General features: G+C 68.6%; 15 protein-coding genes, 1 tRNA gene and 1 pseudogene. 11 read left to right on the forward strand and 6 right to left on the reverse strand.

The annotated features are described in order from the left end of the window. Positions 1-78: 78 nt before the first annotated feature. Complete coding sequence (locus J7J50_RS09645; RefSeq protein WP_215057419.1) at positions 79-300, reverse strand: hypothetical protein; 222 nt, start codon at positions 298-300, stop codon at positions 79-81. Positions 301-876: 576 nt separating this feature from the next. On the opposite strand from J7J50_RS09645, the gene J7J50_RS09650 reads away from it, so the two are divergent. Together J7J50_RS09650 and J7J50_RS09655 are read left to right on the forward strand one after the other, a co-directional pair. Next, positions 877-1,278 (forward strand): hypothetical protein, encoded by a 402-nt coding sequence (locus tag J7J50_RS09650; RefSeq protein ID WP_215057420.1) that lies wholly within the window; start codon positions 877-879, stop codon positions 1,276-1,278. A gap of 65 nt (positions 1,279-1,343) precedes the next feature. Beyond that, complete coding sequence (locus J7J50_RS09655) at positions 1,344-1,586, forward strand: hypothetical protein (protein ID WP_215057421.1); 243 nt, start codon at positions 1,344-1,346, stop codon at positions 1,584-1,586. 12 nt (positions 1,587-1,598) lie between these two features. Here the strand turns inward: J7J50_RS09655 and J7J50_RS09660 are convergent, their stop codons facing one another. The 3 genes from J7J50_RS09660 to J7J50_RS09670 all read right to left on the reverse strand — a co-directional run bounded on the left by J7J50_RS09660 (position 1,599) and on the right by J7J50_RS09670 (position 4,144). Then, the gene (locus tag J7J50_RS09660; RefSeq protein WP_215057422.1) at positions 1,599-2,840 is read right to left on the reverse strand and encodes an MFS transporter; all 1,242 of its coding nucleotides are present in this window, start codon (positions 2,838-2,840) and stop codon (positions 1,599-1,601) included. Between the two features lie 373 nt (positions 2,841-3,213). Beyond that, positions 3,214-3,627: a thioesterase family protein gene (locus J7J50_RS09665; protein WP_215057423.1), complete on the reverse strand. Its 414-nt coding sequence runs from the start codon at positions 3,625-3,627 to the stop codon at positions 3,214-3,216. Positions 3,628-3,685: 58 nt separating this feature from the next. Further along, positions 3,686-4,144, reverse strand: coding sequence for an Rrf2 family transcriptional regulator (locus J7J50_RS09670; protein ID WP_215057424.1), 459 nt, complete (start codon positions 4,142-4,144; stop codon positions 3,686-3,688). 224 nt (positions 4,145-4,368) lie between these two features. On the opposite strand from J7J50_RS09670, the gene J7J50_RS09675 reads away from it, so the two are divergent. The 4 genes and pseudogenes from J7J50_RS09675 to J7J50_RS24750 all read left to right on the forward strand — a co-directional run. After that, positions 4,369-5,259: an NAD(P)/FAD-dependent oxidoreductase gene (locus tag J7J50_RS09675; RefSeq protein WP_215057425.1), complete on the forward strand. Its 891-nt coding sequence runs from the start codon at positions 4,369-4,371 to the stop codon at positions 5,257-5,259. Between the two features lie 268 nt (positions 5,260-5,527). After that, positions 5,528-5,797 carry a hypothetical protein gene (locus tag J7J50_RS09680; RefSeq protein WP_215057426.1) on the forward strand — a complete coding sequence of 90 codons (270 nt, stop codon included), beginning with the start codon at positions 5,528-5,530 and terminating at the stop codon, positions 5,795-5,797. A gap of 259 nt (positions 5,798-6,056) precedes the next feature. Further along, positions 6,057-6,449 (forward strand): GFA family protein, encoded by a 393-nt coding sequence (locus tag J7J50_RS09685; RefSeq protein WP_215057427.1) that lies wholly within the window; start codon positions 6,057-6,059, stop codon positions 6,447-6,449. Between the two features lie 202 nt (positions 6,450-6,651). Further along, positions 6,652-6,762 (forward strand): annotated as a pseudogene (locus tag J7J50_RS24750) (sigma factor); the annotation flags it as partial. Between the two features lie 268 nt (positions 6,763-7,030). Here the strand turns inward: J7J50_RS24750 and J7J50_RS09695 are convergent. Next, positions 7,031-7,106 (reverse strand) — tRNA-Phe (locus J7J50_RS09695). 175 nt (positions 7,107-7,281) lie between these two features. Between J7J50_RS09695 and J7J50_RS09700 the strand changes: the two genes are divergently transcribed. Continuing rightward, the gene (locus J7J50_RS09700; protein ID WP_215057428.1) at positions 7,282-7,740 is read left to right on the forward strand and encodes a DUF6491 family protein; all 459 of its coding nucleotides are present in this window, start codon (positions 7,282-7,284) and stop codon (positions 7,738-7,740) included. A 531-nt stretch (positions 7,741-8,271) separates the two neighbouring features. Then, a complete protein-coding gene (locus tag J7J50_RS09705; protein WP_215063476.1) occupies positions 8,272-8,538 on the forward strand; it encodes a hypothetical protein in 267 nt (88 codons plus the stop codon). 365 nt (positions 8,539-8,903) lie between these two features. On the opposite strand, the gene J7J50_RS09710 is transcribed toward J7J50_RS09705, so the two are convergent. Next, complete coding sequence (locus J7J50_RS09710; protein WP_251044323.1) at positions 8,904-10,295, reverse strand: S8 family serine peptidase; 1,392 nt, start codon at positions 10,293-10,295, stop codon at positions 8,904-8,906. Between the two features lie 348 nt (positions 10,296-10,643). Here J7J50_RS09710 and J7J50_RS09715 point away from each other — a divergent pair, with 348 nt between their 5' ends. The 3 genes from J7J50_RS09715 to J7J50_RS09725 form a co-directional block, all read left to right on the forward strand. Beyond that, the gene (locus J7J50_RS09715) at positions 10,644-11,522 is read left to right on the forward strand and encodes a DUF6689 family protein (protein WP_215057429.1); all 879 of its coding nucleotides are present in this window, start codon (positions 10,644-10,646) and stop codon (positions 11,520-11,522) included. A gap of 150 nt (positions 11,523-11,672) precedes the next feature. Then, positions 11,673-12,641, forward strand: a complete 969-nt coding sequence (locus tag J7J50_RS09720; RefSeq protein WP_215057430.1) for a GAF domain-containing protein — start codon at positions 11,673-11,675, stop codon at positions 12,639-12,641. Continuing rightward, on the forward strand, positions 12,638-15,822 hold a 3,185-nt coding region (locus tag J7J50_RS09725), incomplete at its 3' end, for a serine/threonine-protein kinase (RefSeq protein ID WP_215057431.1). The genes J7J50_RS09720 and J7J50_RS09725, both read left to right, overlap by 4 nt.

A 15,822-nucleotide genomic window follows, 5' to 3' on the forward strand; every position in this document is an offset into this window, starting at 1 on the left:
AACGCGGGCGACCCTACCTGCCCTGTCGCCGGGCCCGGCATGCCGCCACGCAGTGCGTATTCGCCCGCCGGGGCGAGGCTACTTCGCCCCGCGAAGCTGTTCCAGATCGACGTTGATCCGCACGCACACGCTGGTGGGCACCTCGACGCAGTCGATCAGGTCGTACTTGCTGATCAACGCCATCCCGTCCCGGCCCATCGATCTGAGCGCGGCTTCAAGTTCGTGTTTGTAGCGCGCCCATGTCGTCACCTGCGGCGTGGCGCTGACGTTGATGGGGCGGCCAAGAATCTCGATCTGCATAGTTGCCTCAATGGTCTGAAAACAGGTGGCCGGTTCCAGGCGCTCACCATCCAGTGGCGCGGGCGATGCCCAGAAGCACGAGCCCCGCGGCCGGCGTCGTCCAATTGGAACCAGCATGGCCGATCGGTTGCGATTGCAATATCGAACGCCGTCCCGACCCAGGTTGGAGGGAAGGAATGGTCCCGCAGATAGATCATCAGCATCCGGGTGCCGCGGCGCACGTCTGGCGCGGGCTGCGCGCGACCGCATCCGGGGACATGAAGTTTGCCGGGCGTCGCGGCAGGCTCGGAATCCGCTTCGCGGCCCGTGGCCCGACCTTCGTTCTGTGCACACTGCACCGCCAACGCATCGCCGCGATGCGCAAGGCAAGCGATGAATCCGGGCACAGCGTGCGATGTTCTTTCGTTATAGATACGTAACACTCCAACGCATTGCACGAGGAGCAAGCTGCAACCACCCTAACAGGTCACGATCTCAAGCGCAGACGCGCTGTCGGTCGCCGAAGCGACCGATCCAAGCGCCTACGCGGCCCTGGGCGATTGCGTTTCGCTCACCTAGCTACTGTAGAGGTCGTTCATGACGACAGTGCAGGCCTGCTGCAGCGTCGTCTTCGCGTGCCGCACCGCTTCGTTGCGCGCGCCCAGCCTCGGCCAGACCTGCCCAAGGCTGGCGGCACGCGTCGGCGCGTCCTGGGATGCGTTGCTGCACAAGCCCGCACCCAACTTCCGGCGCGCCTTCACTGTTTTCGATCGCCGCCGCAAACGAGATGCCTATCACCTAACAAGGCGAACGCGGGCCCGACTGAATATTCATGGCGCGGCGCGCAGCGAACCCGCCGCGGGGCCGGGCCGATCATCGGCGCGCGCGAAGCGCTTCAGCGGGCACGTTGCAATTCCGCATCATCCGCGGCCGCGCGATCCGGCGGCGCCGGATGCGGTCCGCCGACGGAATGCGCAATCGGTAATCAGTTTGGTATAAGGGCGGCGGGGACGTTGAAAGCGGCAGTTGACCCGAAGTTGAGCAACCTGCATCCGGGAGGTCTTATGGCCATCAGGAATTCGGGCTGGACGATCTCAGCCGTGAACGGCGACGGCTGGCCTTGCCTGCTCACCTGCATCCGCCAGGTCGAGGTCACGGTACTGGCCGACGGCAGCGAGCAGATCAAGCAGATTTCCCTGCAGATCCGCGATCCCAGGGGGGTCGTGCTGCGGCCGAAATCGCCGGGCATCTTCGTCAACGACTTCGACGCGGTGACTTACTGGTCGGCCGATCTGCAGGCGCCGTAGCCGCCGCGGCGCTCATGGCTGCAGCGCCGGACGCAGGCCGCCGCCGCCCCGGCTCCGGCGAGCCGCCGGGAACAGCATCGCGATCGCCGCCGCCGCCAGCCCCATCGCCATCGAACCCACATAGAGCCAGATGTAACTGCCGTAGCGGTCGTACAGCCAGCCGCCGATCAGCGGCCCCAGCGCCATGCCCAGGCTCGACAGCAGGGTCGCCGCGCCCAGCACGGTACCGAGGATGCGCGGGCTGAACGCGTCGCGGGCGAGCGAGGCGTAGAGCGGCATGGTGCCGCCGTAGGCCATGCCGAACACGATCGCCACCGCGTAGAAGCCGTCGAGCTGGTTCACGGCCAGATACGACACCGCCGCGAGCCCCTGCACCAGCAAGCCCGCCACCAGCACCGGCTTGGCGCCCCAGCGGTCGGCCAGCACGCCGAACAACAAGCGCCCGCCCAGCCCGGCGGCGCCTTCCATGCTGTAGATCGTCACCGCCGCCGTCACCGACAGGCCGCAGCCCACCGCGTAGCTGACGGTGTGGAAGATCGGCCCCGAATGCGCGGCGCAGCAGGCGAAGAACGCTCCCGCCAGTACGATGAAAGGCTTTGATCGCAGCGCCTGCCCGGCGCTCATCGATTCGCCGGCGGCGACGCTCTCGGCCGCGGCCGCGGCCATCGGCACCGTGCGCACGAACCACACCGCCGGCAAGGTCAGCGCCCAGGCCAGCACGCCGACGATCATCAAGGTGCTGCGCCAGTCGTAGTGCGTCACCAGCCAGGCCACCAGCGGCGACAGCGTCATCGGCGCCACGCCCATGCCGGCCGAGACCAGCGATATCGCCAGATTGCGGCGACGCTCGAACGAGGCGGCGGTGGCGGCGATGACCGGGGCGAGAAAACTGGCCGCGGCCGCGCCGAGCAAGACACCGTAGGTCAGCTGGAATTGCAGCAGGCTGCCGGCGCGGCTGGCCAGCACGCAGGCCAGCCCCAGCAGCACCGAGCCGGCCAGCACGACCACCCTGGGCCCGAAGCGGTCGCTCAGGATGCCCCAGCCGAAACCGGCGAAGCCCATGCTGAGGAAGGCCAAGGTCATCGCGCTGGACAAGCCGGCGCGCGACCAACCGGTGGCGGCGCTCATCGGCTGCAGCAGCACCGCCAGCGAGAACACCGCGCCGATCGCCACGCAGCCCATCAGGGCGCCGGCGGCGACCAGGGGCCAATTGCGATCCAGGGAAACGGAAGAGGCAGTCGTGGGGCGGTTCATGCGCGCAAATCCTCGGCGGGTTCCTACACGACGAAGCAGGACGGCCGGAATCGACATCGCAGTCGCTGGACCTGGCACAAGTTCATTGGCGCGCCGTCGTCGGCAACCGGGGGCCGGCGCTCGCAATCGCTGCATGCGAGCCCAGGCGCTTTTCGCCGGGCCCGGCCTAGCCGCCGCGCGCGAATATGGATGCTCAGGTTTCGACTCGGCGCCGCGTTCGCGTGCCCTCGCCGTCGCGATGCGGCGGGCAATCTGCGCAGCGGCAAGGCTTGTCGCCGCGCAGGAGAAACCCTTATCCGGCGATCATGCCGTCGACGCGACTTTCCGAACGCAGAACGGCAACCCGACTGCCGGGCTCGCTTCAGCTGAAGCCTCAGCCGCTCAGCGTTTTCTCAAGAGCGGCCCTGAGTTCAAGCGGCAGCGGTACCGGCCGCATCGTCTGCGGCGACACGGTGACCTGCGTGATCGTGCCGCGGAAGGTGGCGATACCCTCGGCGTTGGCGGCGCGGACCGACAGGGTGAATGAGTGCTCGCCCACGCGTTCCACCGACACGTCGATATCGATCGCCTCGTCCCAGGTCATCGGATGCAGGAATTCGATCGACAGGGCACGCGCGGGCGGAAGAACGCCCATGCCGAACAGCCGCCGCGCCGCCGGCCCGCCGAGCGCCTGCGACAGGAAGGCGAGCCCCGCCTCCACGACGAAGTGAGCGATGCGAGGCGTGTACACCACTCCACCCGGATCGCAGTCGCCAAACAGGATGACCCGGCTGGTTCGCAACGGCATGGCGGACTTCCGTGGTGTTGGATACGACAGCCTAGCTAACCACGAGCCGGCTGCAAGCTCACTTCGCGCGCGGGCCGTCGATACCCCAGCCGGCGGCGGTGCACAGCGCATCGAACTCGTGCGCGAGATCGGCAAGGGCGATCGCGCCCAACTTCTCGATCAGCAGCGCTTCGGCCTGGCGCAGCACGTCGTCGAGCGCGGCATTGACGACGCGCTCGACCGCGCATTCGGGATTCGCGCTCTCATTGCCGATGGCGAAGATCTGCGGGCCGCCGACCGCTCGGTGCACGTCCAGCAGGGTGACCGCGTTCAGATCGCAGGCGATCCGCCATCCGCCACCGTGGCCCTTCTCCGAGCTGACGTAGCCGGCCTTGCGCAGCCCCGCCATGGTGCGGCGGACCACGACCGGGTTGGTGTTGAGCATTTTGGAAATCTGCTCGGAGGTGAAAGCCTGATCGTGGCGCGCCATGTGCAGCAGGACGTGGAGCATCCGCGAAAGTCTGCTGTCGCTTCTCATCGACGACGCCTCGCATTCGAACCGGCCGGCGGCGCCGGCCCACTCGTAACATCATAAGTTGCGCGAAGCACAGGCTCAAGTTATCATGGAACTTCAATTGTTTCGTGATGCGTCCGAGCGCGGAAACGTTCGCTGCCCAGCCCTGCCGGGCGTCGCCAGCGCATCGCTTATCCCTGCCTCACCGCCGAGCAGCGATGAGGCCTCCATCGAAAGGAGCACGCTTCATGCAGTACGACGTGATTGTTGTGGGCGGCAGCTACGCCGGCCTGGCCGCCGCGATGCCGTTGGCGCGGGCGCGCCGCAAGGTCCTGGTCGTGGACGCCGGACAACGGCGCAACCGTTTCGCCGCGCACTCGCACGGCTTTCTCACTCAGGACGGTACGCAAGCGGCGGCGATCGCAGCGAAGGGACGCGAGCAACTCCTCGCGTACGGCACCGTCGGCTGGCTCGATGGAAAAGTCGCCGGCGCGCAACGCACCGGCAACGGGTTTCGGCTCGATATGGAAGGCATGCCGCCGCTCGAAGCGAGGCGGCTGGTGCTGGCGACCGGCGTCGTCGATCGATTGCCGGACGTGCCCGGCCTCGCCGAGCGTTGGGGCAAGCATGTGTTCCATTGCCCTTATTGCCATGGCTACGAATTGAATCAGGGACCGATCGGCGTTCTCGCGACCTCGCCCATGTCGATGCACCTGGCGCTGCTGCTTCCCGATTGGGGTCCGACGACGCTGTTCTTGAACGACGCCTTCGAACCCGACGCCGAGCAGTTGGAAAAACTTCAAGCCCGTGGCGTGACCTTGGAACGCAGCCGGATCGACCGGATCGAGGGCTCGCTGGCGCTGGTGCTGCGCGATGGCCGCATCGCGAACCTCGACGGCCTGTTTACCCTGACCACGCCCGATGTCGCCAGCCCCATCGCAGCCATGCTGGGCTGCGAATTCGACGAAGGGCCGATGGGCCGCACGATCAGAACCGATGCCATGAAGGCGACCACGGCGCAGGGCGTCTTCGCCTGCGGCGATGCGGCCCGGCCCGGCGGTTCGCTGCCGTTGGCGGTCGGCGATGGAACCATCGCGGGCGCGGCCGCGCATCAATCGCTGATTTTCGGCGGATATTGAGCGACAGGCATTCGCTTATCGCCGCGTCGTCCGATTGCGAAAAGAAAAAACGAAGCCCCTACAGCTTGGCCGCTGTACAGGGCTTCGTGCCCCGCGCACCGAAAAGCGCGCCGGACGCCGCAACTATAGCCCGCCCCGTTTCAGCATCGGCAGCAGGCCGACTTTCGACTCCATGTCGGGTTTCGCCCCGCCACTGCGAACTTGGTAATGCCGCCCAAGCCGGCGTCGCGCACGTTATCGACCTGCCCTTATCGCCAAGGAGACATCAATGAAACGGCATTACAAGAAAATCGCTGCGGCCCTGACCGCCGCCGTGCTGTCGATGGGATTCGTATTCGCCACCGTGGCGCAGCCGTCCGGCGCTCCGTACGTGGAGCTGAGGGCTTACCTCGACAGCAACGGCACCGTCGTCGCGATGCAGTACATCAGCCATGGCTGCACGTCGCCGCAGCCCGCCGGCTGGGGCGCGCCCGTGGGCAAGCCGGTGATCTGGACGCAGATTTGCTTCGGGTCCAACCCGGACCCGGGCGGTTTTTGAACGCAGCCAGTCGCTCGATGATACCCAGGCCATCGATCGGCACGCCCGCGATGGTTCGCCTGGGGCAATAAGCGCCGCACGATGAGGCAGGTTCGTTCCGCGACGAACGAACCTGCCTTCGCGATCGGCGGCGCGAGCGTTTCCTGGCCGCGTGAAAGCGGCGGCGATTGATTGATCCTGGCGAGCCCGGCGCGTGCGAATGCAATACCATCGGCGCTGGTGGTGAACATTCCATCGCTGGATTCACAGGAGGCGCGATATGGATCGATTCACGGGCGGCTGTCTGTGCGGAAACGTCCGCATCGTGGCGTCGGGGCTCCCCTACCGGGTCGGCCTTTGCCACTGCCTGGATTGCCGCAAGCATCACGGCTCGCTTTTTCACGCATCCGCGATCTTCCACGAGGATGCGGTAACGGTCGATGGCGAAACGCGCGACTACGCCGGGCGGTTTTTCTGCCCCCGCTGCGGCTCGTCGGTTTTCGCCCGCTGCGAGGACGAAATCGAAGTGAGCCTGGGTTCGCTGGATGCGCCGGATCAACTCACGCCCACCTACGAAAGCTGGATCGTCCGGCGCGAATCCTGGCTGCCGTCATTCGCGCTGACAAGGCGATACGACCGCGATCGCCCCGCTGAGAGCCGCTTCGAGGGGTAGTTCTCGCGGCCCGGGAAACCTGTCCGTCATAGTTCTCAGCGAGGTGTGACGATTCGCCCCGTCGCGCGAATAACCATGCATACGGGGCCAGGAACCGGCAGGCGATGGAGCACACAGGGACTAAATCGGCGCGCAGCGACCAGGCCGGAGGCGACAACGAAGTGGCGCAGGCGCGGCAGCGTTTCGAGGTGCTGCTGCAGCCCACCACGGCCTCGTCTACAAGATCGCCAACAGTCACTGCCGCGGCGACGAAGACCGCGCCGATCTGGCGCAGGAAATCGCCGTGCAGCTGTGGCGCGCGTTTCCCGATTTCAGACGAGATCAAGCAGTTCGAACGCGAGTGAGCTGTGCCGGCGAAGACGCGTTCCGCATCATGCAGCTCGCCTGTGCAAACTCGCCGATGCGGATACGCGACCATGGCAGCAGGCCGCTGGGATGCGTTGCGCACGCACACGCCCGTTCGCGCTGCGGCCGCAAGCGCTCGGCGCGAACGCCCACGAACTCCAGACGACAAAAAGCCCCCATTTCTGGAGGCTTTCGAGATATCCGCGGATCAGGCCGAACCACCACGAACTGAATCTTGGTGGCCGGGGAGGGAATCGAACCCCCGACACGGGGATTTTCAATCCCCTGCTCTACCAACTGAGCTACCCGGCCATTTCACGGGCAACCCGTGAGAGAGGCGGCATGATACGGAGGCGCGACGGGGATGGCAAGCCTCCCGGTCGCTGAATGATGCGCGCGCCCGCTGCGGCGGGCCGATACGCCAGGCGCATCATGTGCGCGAACACCCATCGCGGCGGCGGCCCCCGACCGCCAGAGGAAGCCGATCATGAAACGATTTTCCTTGACGATGTCTTCGCTGCTCGCGGCCACGTTAGCGCTGGCCGGATGCGCGAGCACCGGTCCGAAATTGGACGACGCGCAACGGCTGGCGCTGTATCGCGAACACGCCGGCGCGGCGGTGGACAGCTTCCAGTATTTCGGCCGCATCGACGGCTGGACGCCGCTCGGCGACAGCGCGCTGGCGCTGTGGACCAAACCCAATCAGGCCTATCTGCTGGAATTGCAGGGACGCTGCCCGGACCTGGATTTCGCCCAGGCCATTTCGGTGAGCAATCAGATGGGGCGCGTGCATCAGCGCTTCGACAAAGTCACCGTGCTCGGACCGCAGGCGATCAAGATGCCGTGCTTCATCGGGCGGATTCTGCCGCTGGACGTAAAGGCGATCAAACAGGCTCAGCAGGACATGCGCGCGGCCGGGACGATGCCGGAAGAGGCGAAGTCCTGAGCTTGCGTTGACCGGTCGCGTCGCAGCCTTGGCGATGCGCTCGGGTCGAACCGGACGGCCCTGGCCGTGGCCAAGTCCGCGGGTAGCAGGGCGGCCCATCGGCCATCCGGCCCGTGAGCCGGATCGACCGTCCGCCTGAAACGAAGCCTGGGCCGGATCGAGCCTGGAACTCGCCCCGTCCCTGCAAAAAAACGCAGAGGCGCCCGCCCCGCCCGGCCGCCCCTGTACTCCCCCGACGGCCGCCACGACGTGACAGGGGTCAGAAAAGTCCTACACGCGGCCGCGCGGTAGGCCTACTGCTTTCGTCTAAGCACAAGCCCAATCTGTGCACGCCCCGGCAGCACGGTCTGCGAATGACACGGATGCCGCTCAGCAAAGGAAAAAGGCCGTCGCCTTGAGCAAGCGAGCCAGCGGAGCCGGGGCTACTGATTACAGATGTTGGGGATGCGGTATGCACGGCAAAACGGAATTTGCGCCGACAGCCAGGACGGCTGTTCGGTCTGCCCCGCGTGGAGTACGCGGGGTTCGTGCATGAAGGCAGCGATTTGGGTTCTGGACTCGTTCCGCGCGCTGCCCCGCTATCTCCTCGTACTGGCCGCCGTCTCGGCGCTGGCGCTGTTGGCCCGAGCGGCGGTCCCTTCTTTTTCTCCGATCCGCCAGGCCACGCCTGGCCCGCGCGTGGCCGCACCCGCGAGCGATGCGCGATCGGCCGCCCTGGCCGTCCCTTCGGCCGCTCACGGGCAAAAACTCCTTGAACACGGCGGCAGCGGCGTTTCTACCTCGACGTCCGTTCGATAAGCCGCGCCCGACGACATCTTCCTTTCGACGACTTCCGTAATCGACCCCGGACGATTTGTCGTGCCTCAACGTTTAGACCGTCTCGACGCCCGTCGATAAGCCGCAACCGGCGCCCTCCGCGTCAGCGTCTTTCGTAGAGCGCCCGGGGTGATCACCCCGCCCTCGGCCCCGCCAACACCCCACCGCTCAAATCCCGCACCACAAAAAAACGGATACCCGAACACACCCGGATATCCGTTCATGACAATCGATTCGAAGCACTGGAGAGCGCGGCGCTGCGCACGCAAGCCGTCCGCGGCGCCGGGGACGCGGCGCCGCGGACGTGAAGCGGGCGGGAGGGTTCGCGGCTCCCGCCCGATACGCCGTCAGTAGGCGTTGGCCACGCCCACCGCCTCGTAGGCATCGACGTGGCCGCTGCCGACTTCGAAACGCTGGCGGCCCGCCATCGAGTTGGCGGTCTGGCTGAGGATCTGCTTGACCTCCAGCGGCTTGAGCGACGGCTTGGCCTCGAACAGCAAGGCGACGATGCCGGCCACGTGCGGGGTCGCCATCGAGGTGCCGCTCATGTGGGTGTAGAACGGCAGCCGCGCGCCGAGGGCGAGATCCTGCTGGGTCGCCAGCAGCGGCAGCGCGCCGGTCAGGGCGCGAGTGGAGACGATGTCCACGCCGGTCGCGACCAGGGTCGGCTCGTTGACGTAGGTCCAGCTGCGCCCATCGGGCATGGTGAACTGGCCGGTTTCGCCCGGATTGCCGCGCGAGGAGAAGTCGGCCAGCGTGCCGTCCTTGTTGCCGGCGCCGACCGAGATCACCCACGGCGCCTGCGCATAGGGATTGTGCGTGTTGGCGCCGGGGCCGTCGTTGCCGGCGGCGAAGACGCTGACGATGCCGTTCTTGTAGGCCTCGTAGGTGGCCAGGCTGACCGGATCGGTCGGGTCGAAGCTGCCCGAGCTGCCCCAGGAATTGGAGATCACCTTGATCGGCGCGGCGAAGCTGTTCTTGTGCGAGATCGCGTAGTCGAAACCGCCGACCGCGTCGAGGATGGAAATCACCGCGCCCGAGCCGTAGCCGACCAGATCCGCGCCGGTAGCGACGCCGCGATACAAGCCGGCCGACTGCGCGCCGCTGCCGCCGACGGTGCCGGCGCAATGGGTGCCGTGGCCGGAGCTGATATCGGTGTTGAGCTGGTTTTCGAGCACCGTCACCGGCAGGAAATCCAGTACCGAATGCAGGTTGGTCAGCGCCTGCACGTTCTGCACCACGCGCTGGCCGTACTTCAGATCGGCGTGGGTGGCGTCGATGCCGGAGTCGTTGATCATCACCGTCACGCCCTTGCCGGTGAATGGCGTGGTGCGGCCGAAATCGCCCGGATTGGCCTGCACCCGGTCGACCCCGGACAGCTCGCGCGCTTCCTGGTTGTAGTAGGTCAGCGGCTTGTTGAGGTGGATCGACAGCACGTCGCCGCGTTGGGCCAGCGCGCGGATCTGCGCCGGCGTGGCCAGGGCGCCGGCGATCGGCAATGCGCGCATGCTCACGCCCTGATCGATGCCGAGCAGCTTCAGCGCCTGCAGTTGCGTGGCGCGCAGCGGGCCGGGCTGGTTGTAGGACACGATCACTTCCAGCGGCTTGGCGGCTTCGGCGCTGTCGAGCGCGCTTTGCAGCGCGGCGCCCAGACGGGCCTGCGCGAAGCTGAGCCCGCTGGCCATCATGCCGATGGCCAGGGCGGACAGTTTGAGGATGTTGCGGCGGCTGTGTCGCATGTCGGACCTGACTCCCTGCGTGGCCATGACGGCCGGATGGCCCACCTTGGCGTCCGCGGCGGTGGCGGCGACATCCGGAAGACTGCCCAGCGCGCATAGGGAAAAACCCCTACAGACCGGCCGGCAAACCCGCAGTAGGCTGGTCAAACCCGGACCGCCGCCGCAAGATCGGTGCGACGAGGTGCCGGATTCGCAACAAATCCGCGCCGAATGAAGCGCCGGGTTCCGCACGGTCCGTATCGGCCCAGGCCGGCGCGGCCGCCGCCCGGGATCGCCAGGGCCCGGCCAACGGGTTCAGTTTCGGCCCTGAGCCTTGCGCGAGGCGGCCGCCGTACAGGGGGAAAGGACATGAAGCATTCGATCGCGCCGCCGCGGACTTCGCACCGGGTTGCCCGCTGGCTGAGCGGTTGCGCGCTGGCGTTGGGATTCATCGCGGCCGGCGCCGCGCAGGCGCAGGCCCTGCCGGTCAGCGTCAGCGCGTCGGGCAACCATGCCGAGGCCTCGGTGACCCTGCCCGGGCTGCCGGGGACGGTCCTGGCCGAGGTGCTGCTCGATTTCGAGGACGCCTACGGGCTCAGCCCGTCCAGCCTGGGCGCCAGCGCCAAGCTGGTGAGCCTGAGCGATGCCGAGCTGCTCGCGCGCCTGCCCAACGTTGACCTGACCAAGCTGCAATCGAGCCTGCCGCTGCTGATCACCCTGCAGCCGCCGCGCTACGGCGGACTGAGTTTCCACGGCACCGGCCGGGTCGAGGTCCACACCCACGCCCTGCCCTACGCCGCCGGCAGCCGCCTGCGCCTGTTCAAGGCGCCGCTGGGCGGCGCGTTCTACGACATCACCGATGAGATCGCCGCCGGCAGCGTGCGTGCCCGCGGCACTTACGGCGGCTTCTCGCAGTTCCTGATCCTGCTCGACCTGCGCCCGACCGGCGCGGCGATCGCCGCCAAGGTGCAGCGCCTGCGCGATCGGGTCGATCTGTTGCCGTGGAGCGAACGCGCCGCCTTCGACGCGCTGCTCGACGATGTCGAAAGCGCGCTGGCGATAAACGACTACGCCGCCGCCCTGAGCGCAGCCGACGCGGTGCGCAGCCGCGCGCAATCGCGCGCCGGCAGCTACCTGCCGGACGAGTGGCGCGCCACCCGCAGCCACCACAACCACGCCGGCGAACTCGCCGCGGGCGCGGCGACGCTGCGCTTCAGCATCGCCTTCATGCGCGACTACGGCCCCTGAGCCGCGCCCGCCGGCGGCGACAACCCGTACGCGGAAGTGAGCATTGAGCGCCAGTCGATGGCGAACGTCGCTCGCTTCCTGCGCGCGCGCCTTCGATTTCCGTCTCGCGCCCCGCTGCCGCGTCCGCCCCGCCCCGCGTAAGATGCGGCCATGCCGGCGAGACTGATCGCTTACCCGCCCGAAGCCGCAGCCATCAGCCGGTGGATACCCGCCGGCGCGCGCCTGCGCATCGGCCGCGACGCCGATTGCGATCTGCGCATCGAACACCCCACCGTCTCGCGCAGCCACGCCGAATTGCGTCACGACGCCGACGGCTGGCATCTGCTCGACATGGGCAGCAAGAACGGCTCGCACGTGGACGGCATCGAGATCAGCGACACCCACCTCGACCGCAGCGACTGCTGGCTGCGTTTCGGCGACGTGCTGTGCGAGTTCTCGGTGCACGAGGACGCCAGCGCGCAGGAACAACAGCAACGCCAGCGCGAACGCCGCGATCTGTCGGCGGCGTGGACGCGGCGGATCGAAGTCGGACGGCTTGGCATCGGCGCCGACCCGGACGCGGACGCGCCGGTGCTTCAGCGCCCCGCCGTCGCCCCGATCGCGCGCGAAGCCGGCGCCGGGTTGGCCGACGACATCCTGCGCGGCGTGGTCGAACTGGCCGGTTGCAGCCGCGGCTTCCTGCTGCTGGCGCAGGACAGCGACTTCAGCGTCCGCGCCAGCCTGATGCTCGATCCCGACGCCCTGCAGGGACAGCGCTTCTCCGGCAGCGTCGGCGCGGTCCAGCGCTGCCTGTCCGAACGCCGGCCCATCGTGGTCAATTGGATCGCGGACGAATTGTGGCTGGCGCGCCGCGCCTCGGTGCTGGCCGGCGGGCTCAAGAGCCTGATCTGCCTGCCGCTGCTGCATGCCGGGCGCGTGCTCGGCGCGGTCTACGCCGACCGCCGCGGCCCCGGCGAGGCGATCAGCGAATTCGATCTGGAACTGCTGTGCGCGTTCGCCGACAGCGCCGCGGTCTGGCTGCTGGCGCAGCGCGCGTTCGACGCACTCGCGCCCGATTCGCCGCCGACCGCCGCGCCGCGCTGGACCCGCATCGTCGGCGCGCAGATCACCACGCCATGACCGACGCCACCGCGACCGGGCTGTACCAGGCCCACGCCCTGGCGCCCGGCAGCGTTTTGGCCGGGCGTTTTCGCATCGAGTCGCTGCTCGGCGTCGGCGGCATGGGCGTGGTGTACCGCGCCCACGACACCGCGCTGGGCATCGACATCGCGCTGAAACTGCTGCGGCCGGAGCTGGCCGCGCGCGGCGACGCGTTCGAACGTTTCCGCCAGGAACTGCTGACCGCGCGCCAAGTCTCCAGCCCGCGCGTGGTGCGCATCCACGATCTGGTCCGCCACGACACGCAGTGGCTGATCGGCATGGACCTGATCGACGGCGAAGCGCTGGACAAGCGCCTGGACCGCGACGGCGCGCTGTCCTTCGACGATGCGATCCGCATCGCCCGCCAGATCGCCGAAGGCCTGGCGGCGGCGCATGCGCGCGGTGTGATCCATCGCGATCTCAAGCCCGCCAACGTGCTGATCGATCGCCAGGGCGATGCCTATATCAGCGATTTCGGCGTGGCCCGCTCGCTGGCCGGCAGCGGCCTGACCCAGACCGGCGCGATCGTCGGCACGCCCGACTATCTTTCGCCCGAACAGGCGCGCGGCGAAGGCGCCGACGCGCGCAGCGATCTGTACGCGCTGGGATTGATCCTGCACGAAATGCTGACCGGCAAGATGCCGTTCGACGGCGGCACGGTCGGCGAAGTGCTCGCCCAGCGCATGTCGCGCACGCCGCCGCCGGTGAGCCGGCTGCGCGCGGACACGCCGCAATGGCTGGTGCGTCTGGTCGATCGGCTGCTGCGTTCGCAGCCGGCGCATCGCATCGGCAGCGCGGACGAAGTCATTCGCGCGATCGATACGCGCCACGTGCCGCGCGATTGGCGGCCGACGCGCGCGATGTGGATCGGCGCGGCCAGCGCCGCCGCGCTCGCGGCCGCGATCGCCGCCGGCGCGCTGTGGTGGCCGCGCGCGGCACCGCCGCCGAGCGCAAGCGCCGCGGCCACGGCGCGGCCGCTGCACCGATTGTTCGTGATGCCGCTGCAGGCGCCCGCGGATGCGCTCGATCCCGCCCTGAAGGTGGCGCTGACCGCGTTGCTGCGGCAATCGCTGGAACTGGCTCCCACCATCGCCGTGGTCGATGAGGAACGCAGCCAGCAAGCGCTGCGTCAACTCGATCCCAGCGGCGCGGCGCCGCCGGATACGGCGAGCCTGCTGCGCGTCGCGGTGGCCGATCGCGCGCTGGCGATCCGGCTCGATCGCGCCGGCGCGCAGTGGCGGGCCAGCGCATCGATCCGCCCAGACCGCAACAGCACCGCGGTCGCCGCGAATCAAGCGGCCGAACCGCTGGCCGCGGTGGCCGGGTTGTTCTCGTCGGCCGAATTCGCCCGTGCCCTCGGGGTCGGAGTCGACGCCGGTTCCAATCCGCTATCGCCGTGGCCAAGCCATTCGACGCCGTCGCTCGCGCCCTACGGCCGCGGCGTACTGGCGCGGCGCGGCAGCGACATCGAAGCCTCACGCAAGGCGTTCGCGGAAGCCACCGAGCGCGCACCCGACTTCGCCGCGGCCTGGCTCGCGCTGGCCGAAGCCGCGCAGGCCGGCGGCGACATCGACGCCGGCTACGCCGCGCTGGAACAAGGCGAACGCGCAGCGGTCGCGCAACCGCTGCTGCTGCAACGCCTGCGCGCCGAACGCGCTCAGCTCGACAGCGACGCCGATGCGGCCATCGCGTATTGGCGCGGACGCGCCGGCGCGAGTCCCGACGACACCCGCGCCGCACTCGGCCTGGCCCGTGCGCTGGGCGCGGGCGGCGACGCCGCCGGCGCCATCACGCAATTGCGCGCGCTCACAGCACGCGATCCCGACGACCCGCGCGCGTGGTTCGAACTGGGCAAGTACTCGATCCTGCACGGCCAGGCGCAGCAAGCGGTGGACGACTACCTGGTGCGCGCGCTGGTGTTGTTCAAGCGCAGTGGCAACCGCTACGGCGAAGGCGAGACCGACAACGCGCTCGGCATCGGCTATGCGCGCCTGGGACAGAACAATCACGCCGAAGCCCAGTACCGGCAGGCGGTGGAACTGCGCCGCGCGGTCGGCAATCGGCGCGGACTGGCCACCAGTCTGCGCAATCTCGGCAACGTGCTGGTGCTGACCGGACAGTTCGACGAAGCCGGGCGTAGCCTGCTGCAAGCGCGCGAACTGCACGCCGCGCTCGACGATCGTCACGGTCTGGCCGCTGTGGAGAACGAACTGGGCCTGCTTGCGGAAGAACGCGGCGACTATCCAGTCGCGCTGGCCGCGTTCCGGCGCGCGCTCTCGGCCTGGCAACGCGCCGGCGATGCCGGCGGCATCGCCCAGGCGCTCAACGATATCGGCTTCGCCCAGTACCAACTCGGCGCCTACGACGATGCCGAGGCCTATCTGGTGCAATCGCGCGAGGCCTATTCCAAGCTCGACGACGAAACCGGCCGCATCCGCACGCTGCAGAACCTCGGCCAGTTGGCGACCGCGCGCGGCCAGTGGTCGCAGGCGCGCGAGCGGTTGCAGTCCTCGCTCGACGATGCCGTGTCCAAGCAGATGATGGAAGAAGCGGCGGTGAGCCGGCGCAATCTGGCCGAGCTGGAACTGATGCAGGGGCGGATCGGCGCGGCCCTGCAGCAGATCGATCAGGCTGGCGCCCTGTTCGCCCAGCGCCGCGATGCGCGCGGGCAAGTCGATGTTGGCCTGCTGCGCGCGCAGGCCTTGCTGCGCGCCGACGCCGATGGCGACGCGCGCGAGGCGCTGGACGCGCTGGCGCCGCAAGTGGCCGCGGCTTCGTCGGAACAACGCGGCATCGCCGCCTTGTTGCGCGCGCAGTTGGCGCGGCGCGCGGGCGATCGCGACGGCGAACGCCGCGCCCATTCCGACGCGCAACGCGATGCGCGCCGATCCGGCGTGCGGGTATTGCAGTTGCAGACCGCGCTGCAAAGCACCGCCGCCGGGCAGATGCCCGATCCCGGGCTCGATGCGCAGATCGCCGCGCTCGGCCACGCCGGCCTGCGCCTGCAGTGGGCGCAGGCGCGGATGCGCGCGGCGCTGACGCACGGCGATGCGGCGAGCGCGCTGCAGGTTTATCGCGATGCGCAGCCGCTGTTGCGGCGCGGCGACAACATCGAAGCCGGCGCACTGCACGCGCTCGCCGCGCAGGCCCAGCGCGCGGC

This window comes from Lysobacter sp. ISL-50, from assembly GCF_018612875.1.
Taxonomy (GTDB): Bacteria; Pseudomonadota; Gammaproteobacteria; order Xanthomonadales; family Xanthomonadaceae; genus Lysobacter.

Coding starts and splice junctions, on each gene's coding strand:
- J7J50_RS09710 (WP_251044323.1), bottom strand. CDS start 10,295: ATGCGACACAGCCGCCGCAACATCCTCAAACTGTCCGCCCTGGCCATC.
- J7J50_RS09675 (WP_215057425.1), top strand. CDS start 4,369: ATGCAGTACGACGTGATTGTTGTGGGCGGCAGCTACGCCGGCCTGGCC.
- J7J50_RS09720 (WP_215057430.1), top strand. CDS start 11,673: ATGCCGGCGAGACTGATCGCTTACCCGCCCGAAGCCGCAGCCATCAGC.
- J7J50_RS09670 (WP_215057424.1), bottom strand. CDS start 4,144: ATGAGAAGCGACAGCAGACTTTCGCGGATGCTCCACGTCCTGCTGCAC.
- J7J50_RS09685 (WP_215057427.1), top strand. CDS start 6,057: ATGGATCGATTCACGGGCGGCTGTCTGTGCGGAAACGTCCGCATCGTG.
- J7J50_RS09660 (WP_215057422.1), bottom strand. CDS start 2,840: ATGAACCGCCCCACGACTGCCTCTTCCGTTTCCCTGGATCGCAATTGG.
- J7J50_RS09715 (WP_215057429.1), top strand. CDS start 10,644: ATGAAGCATTCGATCGCGCCGCCGCGGACTTCGCACCGGGTTGCCCGC.
- J7J50_RS09665 (WP_215057423.1), bottom strand. CDS start 3,627: ATGCCGTTGCGAACCAGCCGGGTCATCCTGTTTGGCGACTGCGATCCG.
- J7J50_RS09645 (WP_215057419.1), bottom strand. CDS start 300: ATGCAGATCGAGATTCTTGGCCGCCCCATCAACGTCAGCGCCACGCCG.
- J7J50_RS09655 (WP_215057421.1), top strand. CDS start 1,344: ATGGCCATCAGGAATTCGGGCTGGACGATCTCAGCCGTGAACGGCGAC.
- J7J50_RS09680 (WP_215057426.1), top strand. CDS start 5,528: ATGAAACGGCATTACAAGAAAATCGCTGCGGCCCTGACCGCCGCCGTG.
- J7J50_RS09700 (WP_215057428.1), top strand. CDS start 7,282: ATGAAACGATTTTCCTTGACGATGTCTTCGCTGCTCGCGGCCACGTTA.
- J7J50_RS09705 (WP_215063476.1), top strand. CDS start 8,272: ATGAAGGCAGCGATTTGGGTTCTGGACTCGTTCCGCGCGCTGCCCCGC.
- J7J50_RS09650 (WP_215057420.1), top strand. CDS start 877: ATGACGACAGTGCAGGCCTGCTGCAGCGTCGTCTTCGCGTGCCGCACC.